Here is a 21,673-nt window from a genome sequence, read left to right on the forward strand (position 1 = left end):
AGCAAAAGTCCACAACCTGAAAATTGTGGACTTTTTATGAAAATGTATTATTTAAATATATTTTATTCGACGAATTCATATTTTTCCACATAAATAAAGGAGATCAAATCCTTTAGCAAATCTTCTTTTCACCTAAATTTACTCCATGAAACTAACTTTTTCTGAATCAATCAAACTTTAGATGGAAAGATTACCTAAGAAAACTCTGATTTTAACAATAATTTGGATTGCCTACAGTTTTACAGATTATTTTATTCTACCCTATTTCTTTAAACCTCTTTTATGGCTTTTAGCATGTTTGATACTATTGATTTTATCTTTACGACAAATCGTAAAACGATTTAAAGAACGCACAAAAATAACATCAACCGGGATTATTAGTTTTTTAACAACTATTGTTCTTTTCTTTTTAACCTTTTATAGATTTAATAAAATTCCAAGCTCCATAATCGAAAAGTTAGACTGGAAAATTTCTTATTGTAAACGCCATCAAATAGTAAATGAAATTTTAAAGGAGACTATAAAACCCAATACTTCAATGAAAAATGGAATACATAAGCTTTCATTTGACTTTCCAATTATTTCAAATGGAGGAAATGACATTTGGATCTATGAGAATAAAACAGAAAATACAAAAACAATTAAATTTTGGATCTCCCGTGGTTTTTTTGAAGCACCACAAATCTACTTTATATTCACCAACGATCCCAAAACTAAAATGAGTTACGAGAAACTTATAAAAAATGACCCTGAACTTAATTGGAAATTAGAAGATCAATGGTATCGAATAGTGGAACGATATTAAAACCTCTCATAAATTTCAATCAGAGCTTTCCAAAAACATGATATTAGAAAGCCTAAAATTCTGAATTGTTCAATTCCCTCCATCATTACATTTTCCTTCTGTACATTTCACATTTTACAAATCCTTTTCTATCTTTGTGGGAAATAAAAAAATTCATGGATAAAATTGATAGTCTGAACCAAGTAGCAGAATTCCATACTACTTTCAAAGCCCCTATTTTAGATACCCCACAAATTCCTTCTCCGGAAAGATGCAATCTGAGAGTAGAACTTTTACAGGAAGAATTAAATGAACTGAAGCAGGCGATTGCAGATAATAATATTGTAGAAATTGCAGATGCATTATGTGATCTTCAGTATGTTTTGAGTGGTGCTGTGCTGGAATTCGGACTTGGCAGCAAATTTGTAGAGCTATTCAACGAAGTTCAGCGTTCCAATATGTCGAAGGCATGTGATAATGAAGAACAGGCAAAAGAAACTGTTGAATTTTACAAAGAGAAGGAAGTAGAATCTTTTTATGAAAAGTCTGGAGAAAAATTCAATGTTTACAGACAGGCAGATCATAAAGTATTGAAAAACAAATACTACTCTCCTGCTGATTTAAAATCAATTATCGAAAAATAAAATATGAAAAAATTTATTACCAATATTGTTGCCTTTTCAAGTCTGTTTTTAGCTGCACAACAGCTTAGCGCTCAAAAAGTAGTGGTAAACCGTGAAGTTGAAACTCAGAAAGACGGCAAAATGCTTTTAGGAAACCAATTGAAAGAGCAATTTTTAAAAGCTCCTTATGCAGATTGGTACGTAAAGGAACATGATGAATATGCCCTTGACCAAAAAGCAGTCAGTGAATTAAAAAAAGAGAAAATCGGGACCTATGACATTATTGTTTTCATGGGAACATGGTGTGAAGACAGCCACAGAGATTTTCCAAGACTGATGAAAATATTGGAAGCCGTAAACTATCCGGAAAATAAATTAAACATTATTGCTGTAAACCGTAAGAAAGAATCTCCTACCGGGGATGAAAGTCTTTATAATCTTCAGAAAGTCCCTACCATTATCCTTAAAAGATATGGAAAAGAGATTGGAAGAATCGTAGAAATGCCTACTACAGGCTATATTGAAAGAGATTTAGTTGAAATCCTTAAAAAGAACGATTCCTCAGTTATTAAAGAAATTTTTAAATAGATTTGAGAAATTATAGAACAATCCTGTCCTTTGCAGCCGGTGCCGGCGCTATGGTGCTTCTGTTTTTTGGTCTGAAGTCCTGCCTGAACCTTGGAACTAAAACTGAACAGTCGGATTATTATATCCTGACCAATCAAATTTCCAAGATGAATAAGATGGTGGTGCTGGAACAGAACACTTCCAGTATGCAGAAAACCAAAATGGGCTATGAAGTATTCGGGAAAGAAGTTTCCAGCAACAGCATTATTACGTATACAAAGACTAATGCACAGGTTTCTTATGATCTTAATAAAATGAAGATCGAGGTAGATTCCATCAACAAAAAACTGGTTATTACAGAACTTCCTGACGCTGAGATCAGAATCACACCTAGTGTTGAGATTCAATCTTTAGATGATTCTTTCATTAACAGAATTTCAGAAAAAGATATTAAGAATGTTACCGCAAAAGCTAAAGAAACGGCAGAAAAATCAATTGATCAGAATCAGTTGAGAAATGAAGGCCGTAAACAGCTGATGGAAAACCTGAATAATGTTTTTGTTTTGGCGAAAGCTCTGAATTACACCATTGAGGATAAAACCGGGAAAATTGGTATTTTAGGACTTTAGGATAAAATATTTCCGTTTGGCAAACACTTTGAATGATACTATCCATATTCTTGAAATTAAAAATTTAAGTCATGGATACAAAAGGAAACACCAAAAAGAAAGAATCTGCCAATACTGCAGAAACTAAACAGCAAAATCAGGATTTCCAGAACATTCCTGCTGCATCGAAAAAGTCTAATCCGCCTGATATTGACAAAGAAGATATTCAGAAATCTTCAAAGAACAAATCAGGAAAAACGGATAATACAAAAAAATAAAAGAGCCATCAGGCCTTTATAATTGAAAAGTTCCGTCTCATACGAGGCGGAACTTTTCTTTCTAACTATCTAAATGAACTTATTGTTTTCTATACAATCGTTGATTTTCCGATTTTTATATTTTCAAAATTATAATACGATTTCTCGGAATATCTGATATGGTCTGCAATAAAGCTTCCCACTTCACTTGTTGAGTAATATTGCTTGGTATTAAGATCAATAGTAACATATTTGTTCTCAATAGCATGTTCTACAGATTGTCTTAATTTCTCAGCGGCAGCATGTAAATTAAGATGATCCAGCATCATAGCAACACTTAAAATAGAAGCAACAGGATTTGCAATACCTTTTCCTTTGGCTTGTGGATAAGATCCATGGATAGGCTCAAATAAAGCATTCTTCTCTCCTACCGAAGCAGATGGAAGCAGCCCGATAGAACCACCAATCACACTGGCTTCATCCGAAATAATATCACCAAACATATTTTCAGTCAAAATAACATCAAAATGTTTAGGATTAAGGATCAACTGCATGGCTGCATTGTCTACAAACATATAATCAAGCTGTACATCCGGATATTCCGGAGCAATTTCCTGGCATGTTTTTCTCCACAGTCTTGAAGTATCCAGAACGTTCGCCTTATCAATAAGAGTAAGCTTTTTATTTCTTTTCTGAGCTTCCTGAAATGCCATATGCGCAATTGGAATAATATCTTCACGGCTGTATTTGCAGACATCATAAGCATAATTACCTTCCGGATCTGTAAATTTTTCACCAAAATAAATTCCACTTACCAATTCTCTGAAAATCTGGATATCTGCTCCTTCAATAATTTCTCTTTTAAGCGGACTTTTATCAATCAATGATGGATATGTTTTCAAAGGACGGATATTGGCGAATAAACCCAGTTCTTTACGGAGTTTCAACAACCCTTGTTCAGGTCTTACTTTCGCTTCAGGATTATTATCAAAAACCGGATCACCAATGGCTCCGAAAAGTACGGCATCAGATTCTTTACAGATCTTTAATGTTTCTTCAGGTAGAGGATTTCCTGTCTTGAAAATAGCTTCTGCCCCGATTAATCCATAGTCAAAATGGAATTTGCATTGAAAAGCTTCAGCAATAACATCTAATATTTTAATGCTTTCACTGATGATTTCCGGGCCAATCCCATCTCCGGGAAGAACCGCGATTTTAAAATAATTGTTGCTCATTTGTTTTTTGTGTCTTTAGTTCAAAATTTGTGATCGTCTGCTTTCTGCTGATTAAAAAATCAATGTCATCATAACCATTCAACAGACATATTTTTTTATAGGAATCAATCTCAAAAGTCTCCGTCGTATCTTTAAAGCTTACGGATTGTAATTCCACATCAATCGCGATCTCATTGTTTGGATTTTCATTGATTCCTTCTAAAATTTCTTTTAAAAATTCTTCAGAGACTTTTACCGGAAGAAGTCCGTTATTTAAAGCATTTCCTTTGAAAATATCAGCGAAATAACTGGAAATAATTACTTTGAATCCATAATCTGTCAAAGACCAAGCTGCATGTTCACGGCTGCTTCCACAACCGAAATTGTTTCCTGCAACCAAAATTTCACCACTGAATTTAGGATTATTTAAAACAAAATCAGGATTGGGTTCTCCTGTATGGATATTGAATCTCCAATCTCTGAACAGATTTTCTCCAAAACCTTTTCTGTCTATACTTTTCAGGAATCTTGCCGGAATAATCTGGTCTGTATCTATATTTTCTGCCGGCAATGGAACTGCACGGGATTTTAAAACAACTAATTTTTGCATGTATTCTACATTGTTAGACTTGAACCACAAAAGTCACAAAAGTTTTTTCACCTCTGTTTACTTAAGGATGGATAAAAGAATCCATATAAGAAGTTCGCAAAAGAATGAAAATCAAAAATTTTCATAAAGCTTAAGTGCTCTTTTTATGTAAGCAAATGATAACTTCTTCTTACAAACGACACAACCTTTTGTGCCTTTTGTGGTTAAAATAAATTTAAAATTACTTTTAGTTTAAACTTTCAAGGGCTGATATTTTACCTTCTATTGCTGCTTTTGCTGCGGTAAGCGGGCTGGCAAGAATTGTTCTTGAACCTTGTCCCTGTCTGCCTTCAAAGTTTCTGTTGGAAGTGGAAACACAATATTCACCTTCAGGAATTTTATCATCATTCATCGCCAGACATGCTGAGCATCCCGGCTGACGGATCTGAAATCCTGCATCATTGAATATTTTATCCAGACCTTCCTCATAAATCTGTTTAACCACCTGTTGAGATCCGGGAACAATCAGAGCTTTTACAGCCTCGGATTTGCTTTTCCCTTTAATATATTGAGCTGCAGAACGGAAATCCTCTATTCTTGCATTGGTACAGCTTCCTATGAAAACATAATTAACCTTGATGCTGTTAACCGACTGTCCGGCTTCCAATCCCATATATTGCAGTGCTTTCTGCTCCGATTCATTTTGAGGAACCGGAATCACTTCACGGATAGAAATCCCCATTCCAGGGTTTGTTCCGTAAGTAATCATCGGATAAATATCTGACGCATCAAAACTTAGTTCTTTATCAAATGCAGCTCCTTCATCCGTTTTCAGAGTTCTCCAATACTCTACTTTCTCTTCCCAATCTTCTCCTTCCGGAGCAAATTTTCTTCCTTGAACATATTCAAAAGTCGTTTCATCGGGAGCAATCATTCCTCCTCTGGCACCCATTTCAATGCTCATATTGCAGACAGTCATTCTTCCTTCCATAGACATTTCTTCAAATACATTGCCTGCATATTCACAGAAATATCCTGTTCCGCCATCAGTTCCTATTTTTGAAATGATATAAAGAATCACATCTTTGGACTGAACATTTTCATTCAACGTTCCATTGACTGTTATTCTCATTGATTTTGGCTTGTTTAATAACAGACATTGGCTGGCAAATACCTGCGCAACCTGGCTTGTTCCGATTCCAAAAGCAATAGATCCGAATGCGCCATGGGTAGATGTGTGGCTATCTCCACAAACAATACTCATTCCCGGCTGGGTAATTCCTAATTCCGGAGCAATGATATGAACGATTCCCTGATATTGGTGTCCCAATCCGAAGAGTTCGATATTGTTTTTCTTACAGTTTTCCGTTAGCTGTTCTACCTGGTTTCTTGAAAGTTCATCCCTGATAGGCTGTTCCTGGTGTAGAGTGGGCACATTATGATCAGCTGTTGCTACAATCTGTTCGGGTCTGAAAATTTCCAGATTTCTGGATTCAAGTTCTGCAAAAGCCTGAGGACTGGTTACCTCATGGATAAGATGTTTGTCTATATAAATAATCTGAGGTCCGTCAGGAATGGTTTCTACCACATGAGCGTCCCATACTTTATCAAAAAGTGTCTTTTTACTGTTGTTCATTTTACTTTTATGTTGATTTAAAATCAAACCTATCCTATTTTTCTGTTGAAAGAATCCATCATCATGCTCAGATCATCGTTTCCTATTTCCTTTTTAAGATCAGCAATTTTCAAAAATTCCTGATACAGATAATCAAGTTCGTTTTTGGTAACCTCATAGCCGATATGTTTGAAACGATACGCCAATGCTGAACGTCCGCTTCTGGCGGTAAGAATGATTGAAGAAGCATTCACGCCTACTTCTGCCGGATCAATGATTTCGTAAGTTTCTCTGTTTTTAATCACACCATCCTGATGAATTCCTGAACTGTGAGCAAAAGCGTTAGCTCCTACAATAGCTTTGTTGGGCTGTACAGACATTCCCATCAGGTCGGAAACCATTGTACTCATTTCATTCAGCATTCTTGAATTGACATCCGTATGAAGATTCAAGTCTTTATGCTGTTTTAAAATCATGACAACTTCCTCCAAAGCCGTATTACCAGCCCTTTCTCCTAGCCCGTTGATGGTACATTCAATCTGGCGTGCTCCATTGATAGCTCCCGCAATTGAATTAGCAGTAGCCAGCCCCAGATCATTATGGCAATGGCATGACAACACTGCTTTTTCAATTCCTTTTACGTTTTCTCTCAGATACTTTATTTTCTGACCATACTCTTCTGGCAGACAATAACCTGTGGTATCGGGAATATTAAGAACAGTTGCTCCAGCTTTGATAACAGCCTCACAAACTCTTGCCAGATATTCATTATCCGTTCGTCCCGCATCTTCAGCATAAAACTCTACGTCTTCTACATACGTTTTAGCATATTTTACCGCTTCGGCTGCTCTTTCAATAATATCTTCTCTTGTTGAGTTGAATTTATATTTAATGTGAGAATCAGAAGTTCCGATTCCGGTGTGTATTCTTGGTCTCTTTGCAAACTTCAGTGCTTCTGCGGCTACATCAATATCTTTTTTATTCGCTCTTGTCAGCCCGCATACTTTAGCTTTTCTTACCAATTTTGAAATTTCTGAAACAGATTCAAAATCTCCAGGACTGGAAATCGGGAATCCTGCTTCAATGATATCAATCCCCAGCTCATCAAGCCTTTCAGCAATAATCAGTTTTTGTTCCGTATTCAGTTTACATCCCGGAACCTGTTCCCCATCTCTTAGTGTTGTATCAAAAATTTCAATTTTTTCGGAATTCATAAGTGAAGATTTTTACTTAATTTTGGTTCAAAACTACGGGTTGCAATATTTTTTCATTTTCAATTTTTCTGAAAATTACAATACTCAACCGTTGAAAAAATAATCATATCCATTTATTAATCAGTATTTTAATTTATAAAAATTTACAATGGCAGAATTGCAGAAAGATTTTTTGTTTGTATTGGTAAAGTCATTGACCACCTCTGAAAAACGACAGTTTAAGTTGTATGTAAACCGTCTCGGAATTAATGTAGATGCTAAATTTCTATTGTTATTTTCTGAAATGGATAAGATGAAGGAATATGATGAAAATATAGTTATTGAGAAAAAAATCTCTACCAAACAACAGCTTTCCAACCTTAAAGCCCATCTTTACAAACAGATTCTTGTAAGCCTCCGTATGAACCCAAGTCATCAGAACTATAGAATTCAGCTTCGTGAACAGTTGGATTTTGCTAATATTCTGTATCAGAAAGGACTTTACAAGCAGGCTCTTAAAATACTGGACAAAACCAAACAGTCTGCATTGGAACTGGATGAAAAAAGTATTGCTTCTGAAATTATAGACCTTGAAAAAGTAATTGAATCACAATTCATTACCCGAAGTATTGAAGGTCGTGCCGAAGAACTTATCAAGCAATCTCAGGAAATAAGCAAACAGAACCGTTATACCACAAAACTGTCTAATCTTTCTCTGAAATTATACAGTGAAATGCTTACTCACGGCTATGTAAAAAATGATGCAGACCGACAGGAAGTGATGGATATTTTTAATGCTCAGATTAAAAACATAAACCCAGAAAAGCTAAACTTCACAGAAAAACTCTGGTATTATAAAGCTCATGTCTGGAAAAACCAGCTTTTACAGGACTATAAATATACCTTGAAATATGCTTATCAGTGGGTAGATCTGTTTCATAAAAAGCCTGAAATGATCTACAGCCACCCGGTTTGGTACATTAAAGGGAATACTTATCTGCTGAAAATCCTGTTTTTGTATGGAAATATTGATATTCTCGAAGAGCATTTTGAAAATTTCAATAAAATGGTACATGCAGAGAATTTTGTGCAGAATGAAAATCTTCAGTCTCTTATTTTTCTTACCCATTACAATACACTGATGAATATTCACTTTGTAAAAGGGGAATTTTTCACAGGAACCAAGCTAATTCCTGAAGTGGAATTAAAAATGGAAAAACTCAGAGAAAGAATAGATGAGCACCATTTTATGATTCTCTATCTGAAAATGGCCGCTATGTTCTTCGGCAGTAAAATGTTTGACAAATCTATTGAGTATTCTATGAGAGTCATAGAATCCAAAGGAAATGTACAGGAAGATCTACTGTTTCATACCAGAATTCTGATCTTAATGGCAAAATATGAGTCTGGAAATGATGAAGATTATGATGAATTTATTGCTTCTACTTTAAAGTTTGCTAAAAAAATGAAAAAGCCGGAAGAGTTCCATTTTGAAAGCATTCAGTTTTTCAAGAACCAGAATAATCAAGTACCGGATCAGAGACAGAAAACCTTTGAAGCCTTTGATAAAAAGCTGGAAGAGTACTCCAATAATGAATACTATAGACGCTCATTATTCTATATTGATATTCATGGATGGATTAAATCTAAAGTCCAGAATGTAGATGTGATCGAGATTATTAAGCAAAAAGTTAAATATAAAAGAAAACATTAAATAAAAATATATAAACACTTAATTTACAAAATATTATTGAATTTACCTCATGTGAAATAAAACACCCAATAAGTTGTTTTATTTTTAATATACTCTCACAGATTTAGTATTAACAGGTCACTCCTCTGGAGCTTTACTTTTACGGACTTAATTTTTTTCTATTAACAGTAGATCCATCCAGCTCCAATGGGAGCTAACAGTTAATAGAAGTATTTGTTTTAAAGTGATAGCTCCAGAGTAGCGACCTGTTAATTATGATTTTATTTATACATATTCTTTATAAAGTTCAAAGCATTTTTATGACTGATTTTTTCAACCAGCTCCGATGAAAACCGTTCCTCAATTTCTTTATTGACTGCCGGATATACTGCAGCGTTAGAATGCTCGGGAAAGAAAAAAGGATGACGGGATTTGTCCGGGTGATCCTTCCAGTAAAAATAATCTGCACCATAGGCTATGCTGTCTTCTCCACCAAGATCCAGTCCGTATTGAATATGCTCATAGAGTCTTTCGGGATGTTCAATATCAACATAATCTTTGATAAAATTCAGGCCAATCAATCCTTTTCTGGAAATCACTTCTTTCGCCAGTTCATCAGGAAGGTTTCTATTATTTTTGTAAACAGTTCTGTAGTTGGAGTGGCTTGCCAGAATAGGAATTGAATAATTTCTTTGATCGATATAAGTGAAAATATCATAAGCCAGCTGATCGCTTGTATGGGCTAAATCAATGGCAATTTTCCGGTCAGAAATATAGTCGATCAGTACTTTTCCATCTTCTTTCAATCCTGCTGTAGCATTATTTCCGCCTCCAAAACGGTTTTCCAGGTGATGGGTAATCCCAATATAAAATACTTTTTCAGTATTTTCAATAATGGTCTCCAGATTTTTGAATCCGGAATCCAGACTTTGGTTTTCATCGCAGAAAGCAGATGCGTTTTCAATAGAAGCAATGACTCCTACCCGGTTTTTATTTTCCGGAGCGTTGAAATTATCTTGATTAAAAAGGAAAAAATTCTCGTTTTTGATCAGTTTTGAAAACAATTTGCTTTGTTCCAGTCCGTGAGCTGTGCTATCAGCTCCTGTTCCCGCATACATCGCCATCACCTGAAGTTTTACATTTCCATCCTGTAAATAAGGCAGCGAACAACCTAATTCTTTATCATCAAGCGCTGAATCTGATCTTAAAAGATAATATAGAAGATCACAATGTAAATCAATGTTTATCCTATTCATAGGGATTGTAATTTTTGAAAATTTAATATTTATTGGATTCTAATTGAATATGGATATTGTATTTCAGAGATTTATAAAACCATCTTATTTTCAATTATTAAAACTTTTATTATTGCATCAATATCCTGTATTCATCGGATTAAGATATTACTTTTAATCTTCTGAAACTTATATTTTTATTCTTTTTATAAGATTTAAAATTTCTATTGCTTTTTTTGTAATCTATTTAAAAACAAAACCAGGAAAGTGATGAATTCCAGCTCTGTTAAGGTCATAAAAGTAATAAAATTCTTTCTTGAGAACACTGTAATATAAACTCTATAACTCCCAAACGTTAAAAATCTTTCTATTTTCGATATTAATTCTCATTCTAAATACAGATGGATATAGTATTTTATCTAAAAATTCCGTATTTTTGCCTCTTAAAATTTCTTAGTAAACAATGATAAAAATTACACTTCCAGACAATAGTGTCAAAGAATTCGAGGGAGCAGTGACTCCTCTAGATGTGGCAAAATCTATAAGCGAGGGATTGGCTAGAAACACCATTTCCGCAATTGTTAATGACAAACAAGTAGAAACAACCACACCTATAACCACGGATTCTACGGTACAGCTTTTGACCTGGAATGACGATCTTGGAAAGAAGGCTTTCTGGCACTCTTCTGCCCACCTTTTGGCGCAGGCTATCCTTGATTTTTATCCTAATGCTAAGTTGACCATTGGTCCAGCTATCGAAAGCGGATTCTACTATGACGTAGATTTCGGGGATGAAAGCTTATCTGAAAAAGATTTTGAAAAGATTGAAAAAAAGATCTTAGAAAATGCGAAGAAAGGTTCTACCTTCTCTCTTTATCCGGTTTCTAAAGAAGATGCTTTAAAAACATACGCAGACAATCCGTACAAAGTGGAACTGATCTCTAATCTTAATGATGGAGAAATTACTTTTGTAACGCACGATAACTTCACAGATTTATGTCGTGGTGGTCACATTCCGAATACTGGAATTGTAAAGGCAGTTAAAATTTTAAATGCAGCCGGAGCTTACTGGAGAGGTAATGAAAAGAACCCTCAATTGACAAGAGTATATGGTATTTCTTTCCCTAAGCAGAAAGATCTTACTGAATATCTTGAAAGATTAGAAGAAGCTAAAAGAAGAGACCACAGAAAATTAGGTAAAGAACTTGGAATTTTTGCATTCTCTGAAAAAGTAGGCGCCGGGTTGCCGCTTTGGTTACCAAAAGGAACTGCTTTAAGAAGAAAGCTTGAAAATTTCCTTTCTGATGCTCAGAAAAAAGGAGGTTACGAATTTGTAATGTCTCCACACATCGGGGCAAAAGAATTGTATGTAACTTCAGGACACTGGGATAAATATGGGGAAGACAGCTTCCAGCCGATTAAAACTCCGAATGAAGGGGAAGAATTTTTGCTGAAACCAATGAACTGTCCTCACCACTGTGAAATTTACAAAACTTCACAATGGAGCTACAGAGATTTACCAAAAAGATATGCAGAATTTGGTACGGTATACAGATATGAGCAAAGTGGAGAACTTCACGGTTTAACGAGAGTTCGTGGATTTACTCAGGATGATGCTCACCTTTTCTGTACTCCGGATCAGCTTTCTGAAGAATTTGAAAAGGTAATTGATCTTACCCTTTATGTATTCAAATCTTTAGGGTTTGAAGATTTTGTAACTCAGGTTTCTTTGAGAGATCCTGAAAACAAACAAAAGTATATCGGTTCTGATGAAAACTGGGAGAAAGCAGAAAGTGCCATCATCAATGCAGCTCAGAAGAAAGGATTAAAAACAGTGGTGGAATACGGTGAAGCGGCATTCTACGGTCCTAAGCTTGACTTCATGGTGAAAGATGCTTTAGGAAGAAAATGGCAGCTGGGAACAATCCAGGTAGATTATAACCTTCCTGAAAGATTTGATCTTCATTATATCGGAAATGATAATGAAAAACACAGACCGGTAATGATCCACAGAGCACCATTTGGTTCTATGGAGCGTTTCATTGCTATTTTGTTGGAAAACACTGCAGGTGATTTCCCATTATGGTTAAGCCCGGATCAGTTTATTATTCTACCGATCAGTGAAAAATATGTAGATTATTCAAAAAAAGTTTCACAATTTTTGGAAAATCACGATATTAGCGGTCAGATTGACGACAGAAACGAGAAGACAGGTAAAAAGATCCGTGATGCTGAATTAAACAAAATTCCTTTCATGCTTGTCGTAGGAGAAAATGAAGAAAATGAAGGCACGATTTCTGTAAGAAGACGTGGAGAAGGAGATCTTGGAGTCATGAAAATGGAAGATTTCGTTGCTTACTTTAAAAAAGAAGCAGCCATATAATAAATTTAAAATTAAAAGATTGAAGGATTCAAGAGTTAATACAATAACAGAATCTTTCAATTTTTAAATATTTGAATCAATTAAATTAAGTAATTAACCAATAAAATTATAATACAATAGCACAAAGATTTAACAACAGGGGCCCACAAAGACGTCCGGTACAAGAGGACTTACACTTGATCAACGATAAAATTCGTGTGAGAGAGCTTCGTTTGGTGGGCGATAACGTAGAGCCAGGAATTTATCCAATTGACAAAGCAAGACAGATTGCTGCAGATCAGGAATTGGATTTAGTAGTAATTTCTGATAAAGCAGAACCTTTTATTGCAAGAGTATTAGAATATAAGAAATTCTTATACGAGCAAAAGAAAAAACAAAAGGAACTTAAGGCTAAGCAAGTAAAAGTGGTAGTAAAAGAGATCCGTTTCGGACCTCAGACTGACGACCATGATTACGAATTCAAAAAGAAGCATGCTGAAAAATTCCTTGAAGAAGGTTCTAAATTAAAGACCTACGTATTTTTTAAAGGACGTTCGATTATCTTTAAGGACCAGGGAGAAATTTTGCTTTTAAAACTTGCTCAGGAACTAGAGCACGTAGGAAAAGTAGACCAGCTTCCTAAACTTGAAGGAAAAAGGATGATTATGATGATGAGTCCTAAAAAACCAGCAAAATAATTAAGTCATTATTTTAATATAAAAAAACCTCAAATTACTTTGAGGTTTTTTTATGCTTTAATTTTAAGAAGAGAATGCCATACTACTCTACCGTCTATCCTTCAAAATCACCACAATCATGCTCTGTGAAAAGAGGTAAAGCTTTTTCGGTAGTAAAATATTTGGATATTCTTTTGTTTTTTAATTCCAGTTTTTTGCCTTCTATTACGAGTTCATAAACGGGTGCTTTATCTATTTGGGTTAAAATATAGGTTCTTTCCGGAGTTTTAAAAACAGTTTTGTTTCCTTCATTAGAGTATGAAAAATCATCAATTATAAAAGTATCTTTTTCATCACAGACATTCGTCCATCTGATTTGCTTCTTTGTTATAGACAGGCTTGTCAGATCGCATGAATAACAGTTTCCGGAGAACTCTATACCATATTTATCATGTACATTGGTACTTTTACTATTCAACAAATCAATAGGAACTAATGTTGAAAAATCACCTGGTATTTCTAATGTTGCCGGATCAATCTTCACTGGTTCTGGTTTAGGTGCTGCAATTTCTTTTTTGGTGTCCGGAGAAATATTTTTTTCCACTTTTTTGTCTGTAGCGGGTGAACAGGATGCCAGTAAAGCAGTCACCACCGAAAGGCTGATTATTAAGTTTTTCATGTTGATAAAAGTAAATTACAATATTGGGTTTATCGTTTTGTAAAATTGTCCAAATTCTGCCACTTCATATATCCCTATTTTCAGCCATTTATTGCCCATATTCAGGCGTTTTTGTTGGCTGCTGGTACGAATACCGATACATTTGCCCCAAAATATAATAAATGAAAGTCATCAATCAAATCTTTATATCGTCAATGATGGTTCTTGCAGGATGCAATCAACAGAATAAAACATCAGAGAGTAACAAACCCGAAACTGAAGTTAAGCAAAAAACAATAACATTATCTGATTTCAAAAAAATAAAAGGTGTGGATAATGTTCAGGAAGTACCATTTCAATTATTTACCAAGCTGGATTCTATACAGTTTTTTATAACGCCGAGTAAAGATGCCGCTCATTTGAAAATGGCATATAATAAGCTTGATAACTATTACGGATTTGAAGAGTTTGAAGACTTCTATTCTATCCATTACAGCATTAATAACAATATTTCGAACAGTATTGAAGCATTTGTCCTGAAATCAGAATTCACTCCGGCATATGAGCTTACATTAAAAGGTGTGGATCTTTATGAGATCAGAAGCAGTACATTTAAACAATCTGATGATTTTAAGAATAAATCTTTTAAGAAGTTTGGAACTATTACTGAGATTTCAGAACAGGAATTTAAAACCAGTTCAAAAAATAGAATCAACGAAACATTGGTAAAAAATCCAAATATACAACTGCAGGCAGATAACTGGGTATACAAAGAAAATGGCAGAGAAGAAGTGATTACACAACATGAAAGCATCTCTACAGAAACGGGGCCGCTTGCCAATGAATATGTAGGAAGATCACCTTACTTAAACCTGGAAGTATTCAAAGAAAATTCTGATGAAGTTGTAGATTCCTATTATTCCTTTTTCAATATAAAAAACGCAGTTATGTTTGAACTGAGTACAGAAGGCTATCCACAAATCCTTCCTTCCAAAGGCTGGGTTACCTTTGTTTCATCCAATAATGATGTGGGGAGTAATTTTGTGATTTCCAAATATTTTCCACAAACCAAAAAATAGGACAATCTTTTGTATGTGAATTTCACTAACTTCAAAATAGCAGATGATAAAAAAGCATTCTGGACAGATCATGATACTTTTTATACAGAAGTCTACCCGCTGAATTCCGCTTCGGCTAATGGTAAAAAGCAGAAAACGGCTTATATAAAAATTCAGTTGAAGGCTGATCTGTTTTAGGATAAATTAAAAAACCCCTGAAATCAGCCAGTGTTTATGGGAATAAAGTCCAATATCTTTGCTGCAATATTTAAAGAGATACAATGAAAAAATTAAGTTTGACCTTCCTTTTTTGTTTATTAAGTTTTATGACTTTCGCGCAATCGTTGAAAGTGGTTATTAAGCAGGACGGAAAAGTGATTGAGCCTGTGAATGATGTTTATGAACTGAAAAAATCTACTTTTCAATTTGAGATTACGTCTACCAACCTGGAAGGATTTTTAATAGGTGCCACTACGAATAAAGACATCTATGCAGGAGCTCTGGGCGTTTTGAATATGGATGTGCCATGGTTTCAGAATACAGGTATGGCAGAAGAGCTATATAATAAGGACAAAGAGATGTTTCTGATGGATTCTGCACCATCGTACTGGTACTATACAGATGCGAAGGATCACAGATTTGATAAAAACCCTAAAGGTAATGCCAAACAATGGACAGCTACCCGTACTATTACAAGGTTTTATGATATCATGGTAGATCAGCCCATCAATCTGAAAGATTTTGACGGCAGCGTTTTTATGCTGATGTATCAGCCTGAATATAATGATGAATATGATTTAATAGGAAAGAAAAACCTGTTTCAGGCTGCGTTGAAATTCAAAGACTAAGAGAACACACCCGATTATTTGATTATATAAAAAAAGGTCTGCTTTTACGATGTAAGCAGGCCTTTTTGTTGGATGAATATGTTATTCGATTACCAAACCGTATTCTATAGCCAGCTTAATGGCAGAACTAAGATTAGAGGTTTGAAATTTTTCAATAAGATTTTTTCTGTGGCTTTCTACCGTGTGCGGGCTGATAAAGAACTTTTCTGCCATTTGATTGGTTGTAAGTCCTTTTGCTGCCTCGGCTAAAATTTCCTTTTCTCTTCGGGTCAGTTTCGGGACATGATTTAATCCATCTGCAGATTTTTTTTCCAGAACAGATCTGGTTTGTGAGCATAAAAATCGGTTACCGGCATTTACGGCTGTAATTCCTTCAAGGATTTCGGAAACTGAAGCATTTTTCTGAATGTATCCCAAAGCACCTTCAGCCAAAGTACTGTTAATAACAGGCAGCTCATTGTGAACGCTGAGAATGATAATCTGAAGGTTACTGTACTTTTTCTTTAAAGGCTTTATCAGCTCGATGCTGTTGATATCTGCCAGATTGATGTCCAACAGTAAAATATCAACTGCTTGTTTTGCCAGACCTGCATTCATTTCTGAAACGTTTTTGAAACAGTCTACAACATCTATCGTATCGCTGTTTCCTAAAATATTTTTCAGTCCTTCCAAGAGAAGTGGGTGATCATCTGTTATGGCTACTTTTATCATGTTTAATGAATAGGAATTTGAAGTTCTATACTGGTACCAATATTCAGTTCGGAGGTGATATTCATTGTTCCTTTTAAAAATTGGACTCTTAATTCTATGTTGTGAAAACCTGCTGTTTTTCTCACATCCAGGTTTGTATGATCGAAGCCTTTACCATTATCTTCTACTGTAAGATTTAACAGATTTTCTTCTTCGCTTACCTGAACAATAATCTCTGAAGTATCGGCATGTTTTATCGCGTTATTCACCAATTCCTGAATGATTCTGTAGATAATCAGCTGCTTTTCCTTTGATATTGAATTGCTGTAATTGATAAATTCGGTATGGATTTCTAATGCGTTATTGGATATACGGGAAGCAAACTCCTGAATGGCTACTTCCAATCCGTATTTCGTTAATAAATCAGGCATTAAATTATGTGCTACTATTCTTAACTCTTCTACAGCTCCATCAATTTGCTCAATCGATTTTGAAATTCCTTCTTCTATATTTTCGGACTGATGAGGATTTAAATAAGACAACTGATGTTTCGTTCCTGAAAGCAAACCTCCCAATCCGTCATGAAGATCACGGGCAAGACGGCCACGCTCCTGCTCCTGCCCTTCAAGCAATGCGGTAAGTGTAGATATTTTTGAGTTTTGTTTCTCTTGTTCCATGGCTAAAGCATGCAGCTCGTCTCTTCGTTTAATAGACTTTGCACGCTGTTTATAGGCATAAAGCAATAAGAGAATCAGAACAATGAAAAAGATAATAAAAAAGATGTAGTACGTATTGATCTTTTCCTTGAATGCCAACAGCTTTTTAAAGTTGTTGATATCGTTATTTTTCTGCTGGGTTTCCAGTTTTGCCAAACGAAGCTGCTGTTCTTTTTTCTCTGATTCAAGTTCTGAAAATTTCAGTCGCTCACGCTGGTTTTCTTCTACCAGTTTTAGGTTGTTGTAGACCTGCTCACGCTGTGCACGCAAAATGTTAATCAACTTAATTTCCTGTGCTTTTTTATCACTTTCCAGTTGTAATTTGATGTATTTCTGCTCCTGTCGTTCTTTATCAAACTGCGATTCTAATCTTTTGGTAATATCAAGTTTTTCCTGATCGTAAACACTTTTGTATTGATCAACATAGCTTTTATAATAAGTCAATGCTTCTTTGTAATTCCCTTGCTCTTCACTGATTCTGGATAAAGACTCAAGAATAGACAGTTCAATATTATGATCTCTCACCGGACTTTTTCCAATTTCCATAGAGGCTTTTAGAAAATAAGATTTGGCTAAATCATAACTCTTATTCTGCAGCGCCAGTTCTGCCAGAATCCCAAACGAAGAAGCGATATGAATGGCATCACCGGTTTCCAGACTTACTTTATTAGCAAGCTGGGCATATTGCATCGCCTTATCACTGTCAAATTCTGTATATAAATTGGCTAAATTAATGGCCGCATAAGAAAGACTGCTTCTGTTAAGCATCCTGTCTTTATTTTTGTTGAAAGTCGCAATAGCCTGCAGATAATACTGCTCTGTTTTATCTCTTAACTCTGTATTTGATGGATTTTGAATGTATTTTTGTTCATACACATACCCCATTCGCATATAGGCATCGAAGATAAGATTTGGATCATTTTGCCTGGATGCCAGTAATAGAAACTGTTTACTATATTTTTCTTCCAGCTGGTATTCATTGAGATTAGAATAAATAGTGGATAATTCTTTTGCTACATTGCCAAATCTCCCGTACAGCGTAGAAGTTGTTGGTGAGTTTTCGTAATAATCAATCGCTTTCAGGTAAGCAGAAACAGCATCGGTCGTTTTATTATTACGGGCAAGGATCCAGCCTTTTGCATATTGTACATAACCTTTTGCTTCATTACTATTCGTTTTTAAGCTATATGCCTTTGCGATGTCAAGACTTTTTGAAGACTCCGCTGTTTTATTATCCAGCCGATAGTTCATGGCTTGCACCGCGTATAAAATTGTGGCATACTTTCCGTCTGTCTGTCTTACAGCAATGGAAATATTGGTTTCTAAAATCTGATAAGATTTAGGTTTAAGGTTATGAAAAAATAAGGCAGTCGCGTATTTGGGAGCCAGGTTGAGCTGTTCTGCCGTATTGCTTGATGCATGATTGTATTCTCTTTCTAATTTGCTTAAAACATCCTGCGCCTGAACAAAAAACGGACAAATAAGTAAAATAAATATAAATAATAGCCTGTGCATCAAATCCTTATCTTTATTAAATTGCATTCCATTAAGGAACGTAAATATAGGTAAATCCCTGCTAATCTATCTCGAAACCATGTCTTTCGGCAAAAGATCTCCATTTCTGAAATTTCTTTTCATTTTTAAAGACCGGATCTTCACCATAGTAATACACCAAACGTTGAGTTGCATATTCGTAGGCACTGTAAGCATTGGCCTGTTCAAAATACTTAATGGCTTTCTTCACATCTGTTTTTACACCCATACCGAATTCGTAGATAATACCATAATAAATACCTGAATATGACTGATCATAGTCTTTCTTTAAGTATACCAAAAGGTTTTTATAATCTCTGAACTGGTAATAGATTTCTGAAATTTTATCGTAATTATAGGAGTATTTTTTTTCGGCTTTCTGATAAAAATCCAAGGCTTTATTGTAATCCTGAAGCACATGTTCTCCAAAATAATACAAATCACCCAGGTTGACAAGTGCCATTTCGTCACCAATCTCAGCACTTTTTCCGTATGCCTGAATTGCTTTTTTGATATTAAAAGAATATCCTATTCCGTTGTGATACAAAGCCCCGATATTATTCCAGGCTACAGGATGGTTTTGCTGTGCTGCTTTTTCGTAACAGATGATTCCTTTTTGTGGATCAAACAGTGATTCTATTTCAGGATCGGTAAGCAGTATTCCTATTTCTACCAGGCTGTCTGTGTCGCCTTTTTGAGCAGATAATTCAAACAAACGAAGGGCTTCATGGTAATTTTGATTTTCTTTTGCGTCAAAAGCCATTTTTTTAATGGTTCCGACTTCCATGAATTGTTCGGCGTTTTTACCTGCCTGACTTTTCCAATGGTTATAAAAGAAAGTAAAGTATTCCAAATCTTTTCCCCGGAACGAATACCGGTCCAGATAAATGGCTCCATATTCGGAAACCTCTACCCTCTGAATACTTCTGTCTTCATCCATTCTAAACATATTTTCATCCTGATACAGAAATAACAAACCTTCTTCTGTTCTATAATTCAAAGGATTGGAAATGTAATTGTATAATTGGGCTGACAGACCATTCTCAAAATCAAACAATTGATACCCTTCATTTTTTTGAATAGATAAAAATCCATTTTCCACATAATGAATTTGTTTAATTTCTGATTGGGGAACGATTAACCAACTTTCGTTGTCTGTATCAAAAAGTCCTGTTCCTGTTTGGGTTTCCAGAATAAAGACATTGTTTTTGTATCCGGCATTAGATTGTGCCTTTACCTTAATAATAGATTCATTTTCTAAAAGAAACTGATGTTTTAAAGTGTGATACATCTGCCAGTTTTTATCTTTACGAACAGCCAGAGTTTCAAAATTATCAATTAGAATCAGCTGATCTGCTTCGTCAATGATAAGGTTTCCTTTTTCATCTATTAATTTTCCTTTTTTATCAAATTTGTTTGGTTTAATCCAGAAACAGACACTTGTTTTTACGATACTTCCTTCTAAAAAATCACCCAGATAGTTTCCTTCTTTCGTATAATATTTACGCTTGCTGGTGCCTTTTTGTTTGGTGAAAAATAATTCAGGGAAATAATCGTACTCATAAGAGCTTTCATTTTCTACAGGGATAATAAGTCCGTTCTCATCACTGTAAATTCCAAACTTCCCGTTATTCTCTACGCCTAAGAATCCATAGGCTACTCTTTCAATAGCATCATAGCCGGGAGGAACCATCCAGGTGTTTGAATAGATTTTTAAAATTCCTGATTTTCCATTCACTTTTACTTCGCCTAAAGGCTCCTGCGCAAAATCAAATACATCAAAGGCTTCTTCATACACCGGAGAAACCCATTCTTTTCCGTTACTTTGCAGATAACCGAATAAACTATCTTTTTGAATCACAGATATACTGTAATTATAGTCTGCTTCAAAAATATCATCATAAATGGCTGGGGCTAAAATACTCCCTTTTGCATTCTTCAAGCCAAATTTTCCATCTTCTTCAAATATGGAGGATGCGGCTTTTTTATAAGCAAGTTCCTCAAAATAGCCCAATCCGTAATCAATCCAGTCGGTTTGTAAAATTTCGAGAAATGAGGAATATCCTATCTGCGAGAACAGGGAATCCAGCAACGAAAGATTTTGAGTTTTTACAGCCTTTTTATAGAGTTTGCTTTTCTGTTGAATTTCCATCAGCCATTCCTTTGCCTGTACCTTATGCTTTTCTTCGTTCATATTGAAAACATCCGTTGCATTCAATACAAAAGAGTCATAAGGCAGAGCTTCCAGGAATTCAAACATTTTATTAACAGGCTCGTAGTAAGCTTTCTTGTAATGCAGCTGGTAAGTATCTGCCAGCAGGTTGAAAAAGTAACGCAACTGAACAATTCCCTGGTTTTTATCTGAGAAAAACTCAACGCCTTCCACTTTGATGTCTTCCGCCAGCAAAGGATACAGCAATAATGGAATTTCATAGTTCCACTCGCCCAGATAGGTATCGAATGTCTGATTCGATTTTTGATCGTAATTATATAAATAAATCCGGTGTGCCATTCATTAAATTTTATCCGTCGGAAAGCAGTAAAACGTTTTCCGGTTACAGGGATTGTTATTGAAATTAAATATTAGTATTTTGTGAAGCTGTCATCTGTAATTTGTTATTAAGTATTCTTGCAGCTGGTGTACGTTACCAAAAGATACTCAGCCCTATTACTTTTACAGCTTCTTCTTCACTCAATTTTATTTGGCTAGTGTTTTTACCCATTCGTTTTAGTGTTTGCTCGAAATAAGAATT

At 35.1% G+C, this 21,673-nt stretch carries 20 protein-coding genes; 11 read left to right on the forward strand and 9 right to left on the reverse strand.

Annotation, left to right across the window (positions count from 1 at the left end; genetic code table 11):
- The first annotated feature begins 181 nt into the window (after window positions 1–181).
- The 5 genes from LC457_RS03640 (at window position 182) to LC457_RS03660 (ending at window position 2,860) form a co-directional block, all read left to right on the forward strand.
- Window positions 182–805, forward strand: coding sequence for a hypothetical protein (locus LC457_RS03640; protein WP_223598647.1), 624 nt, complete (start codon window positions 182–184; stop codon window positions 803–805).
- A 155-nt stretch (window positions 806–960) separates the two neighbouring features.
- Complete coding sequence (locus LC457_RS03645; RefSeq protein WP_047374946.1) at window positions 961–1,428, forward strand: nucleoside triphosphate pyrophosphohydrolase family protein; 468 nt, start codon at window positions 961–963, stop codon at window positions 1,426–1,428.
- Between the two features lie 3 nt (window positions 1,429–1,431).
- The gene (locus LC457_RS03650) at window positions 1,432–1,995 is read left to right on the forward strand and encodes a thioredoxin family protein (protein WP_223598648.1); all 564 of its coding nucleotides are present in this window, start codon (window positions 1,432–1,434) and stop codon (window positions 1,993–1,995) included.
- 2 nt (window positions 1,996–1,997) lie between these two features.
- Entirely contained in the window at window positions 1,998–2,603 is a 606-nt protein-coding gene (locus LC457_RS03655; protein ID WP_142716873.1) for a DUF4230 domain-containing protein, read from the forward strand.
- 71 nt (window positions 2,604–2,674) lie between these two features.
- Window positions 2,675–2,860, forward strand: a complete 186-nt coding sequence (locus LC457_RS03660) for a hypothetical protein (protein WP_047423221.1) — start codon at window positions 2,675–2,677, stop codon at window positions 2,858–2,860.
- A gap of 89 nt (window positions 2,861–2,949) precedes the next feature.
- Here the strand turns inward: LC457_RS03660 and leuB are convergent, their stop codons facing one another.
- The 4 genes from leuB to LC457_RS03680 form a co-directional block, all read right to left on the reverse strand.
- Window positions 2,950–4,074: a 3-isopropylmalate dehydrogenase gene (leuB, locus tag LC457_RS03665; protein WP_223598649.1), complete on the reverse strand. Its 1,125-nt coding sequence runs from the start codon at window positions 4,072–4,074 to the stop codon at window positions 2,950–2,952.
- Window positions 4,055–4,663 (reverse strand): 3-isopropylmalate dehydratase small subunit, encoded by a 609-nt coding sequence (leuD, locus tag LC457_RS03670; protein WP_223598650.1) that lies wholly within the window; start codon window positions 4,661–4,663, stop codon window positions 4,055–4,057. Before leuD ends, leuB begins: the two co-directional genes overlap by 20 nt.
- Window positions 4,664–4,889: 226 nt before the next feature.
- Window positions 4,890–6,278 carry a 3-isopropylmalate dehydratase large subunit gene (gene leuC, locus LC457_RS03675; RefSeq protein ID WP_223598651.1) on the reverse strand — a complete coding sequence of 463 codons (1,389 nt, stop codon included), beginning with the start codon at window positions 6,276–6,278 and terminating at the stop codon, window positions 4,890–4,892.
- A gap of 29 nt (window positions 6,279–6,307) precedes the next feature.
- Window positions 6,308–7,471 carry a 2-isopropylmalate synthase gene (locus LC457_RS03680; protein ID WP_223598652.1) on the reverse strand — a complete coding sequence of 388 codons (1,164 nt, stop codon included), beginning with the start codon at window positions 7,469–7,471 and terminating at the stop codon, window positions 6,308–6,310.
- 148 nt (window positions 7,472–7,619) lie between these two features.
- Between LC457_RS03680 and LC457_RS03685 the strand changes: the two genes are divergently transcribed.
- On the forward strand, window positions 7,620–9,164 hold the full coding sequence (locus tag LC457_RS03685) for a hypothetical protein (RefSeq protein WP_223598653.1): 1,545 nt from the start codon (window positions 7,620–7,622) through the stop codon (window positions 9,162–9,164).
- Window positions 9,165–9,424: 260 nt separating this feature from the next.
- Here LC457_RS03685 and LC457_RS03690 read toward each other — a convergent pair whose 3' ends face one another.
- Window positions 9,425–10,399, reverse strand: coding sequence for a dipeptidase (locus tag LC457_RS03690; protein WP_223598654.1), 975 nt, complete (start codon window positions 10,397–10,399; stop codon window positions 9,425–9,427).
- A gap of 442 nt (window positions 10,400–10,841) precedes the next feature.
- Between LC457_RS03690 and thrS the strand changes: the two genes are divergently transcribed.
- Both thrS and infC read left to right on the forward strand, forming a co-directional pair.
- Window positions 10,842–12,761, forward strand: coding sequence for a threonine--tRNA ligase (thrS, locus tag LC457_RS03695; RefSeq protein ID WP_223598655.1), 1,920 nt, complete (start codon window positions 10,842–10,844; stop codon window positions 12,759–12,761).
- A 176-nt stretch (window positions 12,762–12,937) separates the two neighbouring features.
- Window positions 12,938–13,438 (forward strand): translation initiation factor IF-3, encoded by a 501-nt coding sequence (gene infC, locus LC457_RS03700; protein WP_185114236.1) that lies wholly within the window; start codon window positions 12,938–12,940, stop codon window positions 13,436–13,438.
- 94 nt (window positions 13,439–13,532) lie between these two features.
- Here infC and LC457_RS03705 read toward each other — a convergent pair whose 3' ends face one another.
- Window positions 13,533–14,096: a hypothetical protein gene (locus LC457_RS03705; protein ID WP_223598656.1), complete on the reverse strand. Its 564-nt coding sequence runs from the start codon at window positions 14,094–14,096 to the stop codon at window positions 13,533–13,535.
- Window positions 14,097–14,257: 161 nt separating this feature from the next.
- Between LC457_RS03705 and LC457_RS03710 the strand changes: the two genes are divergently transcribed.
- The 3 genes from LC457_RS03710 to LC457_RS03720 all read left to right on the forward strand — a co-directional run bounded on the left by LC457_RS03710 (window position 14,258) and on the right by LC457_RS03720 (window position 15,981).
- Entirely contained in the window at window positions 14,258–15,154 is an 897-nt protein-coding gene (locus LC457_RS03710; RefSeq protein ID WP_223598657.1) for a resolvase, read from the forward strand.
- A 15-nt stretch (window positions 15,155–15,169) separates the two neighbouring features.
- Entirely contained in the window at window positions 15,170–15,331 is a 162-nt protein-coding gene (locus LC457_RS03715) for a hypothetical protein (RefSeq protein WP_223598658.1), read from the forward strand.
- 83 nt (window positions 15,332–15,414) lie between these two features.
- Window positions 15,415–15,981 carry a hypothetical protein gene (locus LC457_RS03720; protein WP_223598659.1) on the forward strand — a complete coding sequence of 189 codons (567 nt, stop codon included), beginning with the start codon at window positions 15,415–15,417 and terminating at the stop codon, window positions 15,979–15,981.
- Window positions 15,982–16,062: 81 nt separating this feature from the next.
- Here the strand turns inward: LC457_RS03720 and LC457_RS03725 are convergent, their stop codons facing one another.
- Genes LC457_RS03725 through LC457_RS03735 form a run of 3 tightly spaced genes read right to left on the reverse strand, consistent with a single transcriptional unit; the run spans window position 16,063 to window position 21,432 of the window.
- A complete protein-coding gene (locus LC457_RS03725; protein ID WP_223598660.1) occupies window positions 16,063–16,692 on the reverse strand; it encodes a response regulator transcription factor in 630 nt (209 codons plus the stop codon).
- A 2-nt stretch (window positions 16,693–16,694) separates the two neighbouring features.
- The gene (locus LC457_RS03730) at window positions 16,695–18,929 is read right to left on the reverse strand and encodes an ATP-binding protein (RefSeq protein WP_223598661.1); all 2,235 of its coding nucleotides are present in this window, start codon (window positions 18,927–18,929) and stop codon (window positions 16,695–16,697) included.
- Window positions 18,930–18,963: 34 nt separating this feature from the next.
- On the reverse strand, window positions 18,964–21,432 hold the full coding sequence (locus LC457_RS03735; protein ID WP_223598662.1) for a tetratricopeptide repeat protein: 2,469 nt from the start codon (window positions 21,430–21,432) through the stop codon (window positions 18,964–18,966).
- Window positions 21,433–21,673 lie beyond the last annotated feature (241 nt).

Origin of the sequence: Chryseobacterium sp. GVT01B, from assembly GCF_019970045.1 — a bacterium.
Classification (GTDB): Bacteria; Bacteroidota; Bacteroidia; order Flavobacteriales; family Weeksellaceae; genus Chryseobacterium.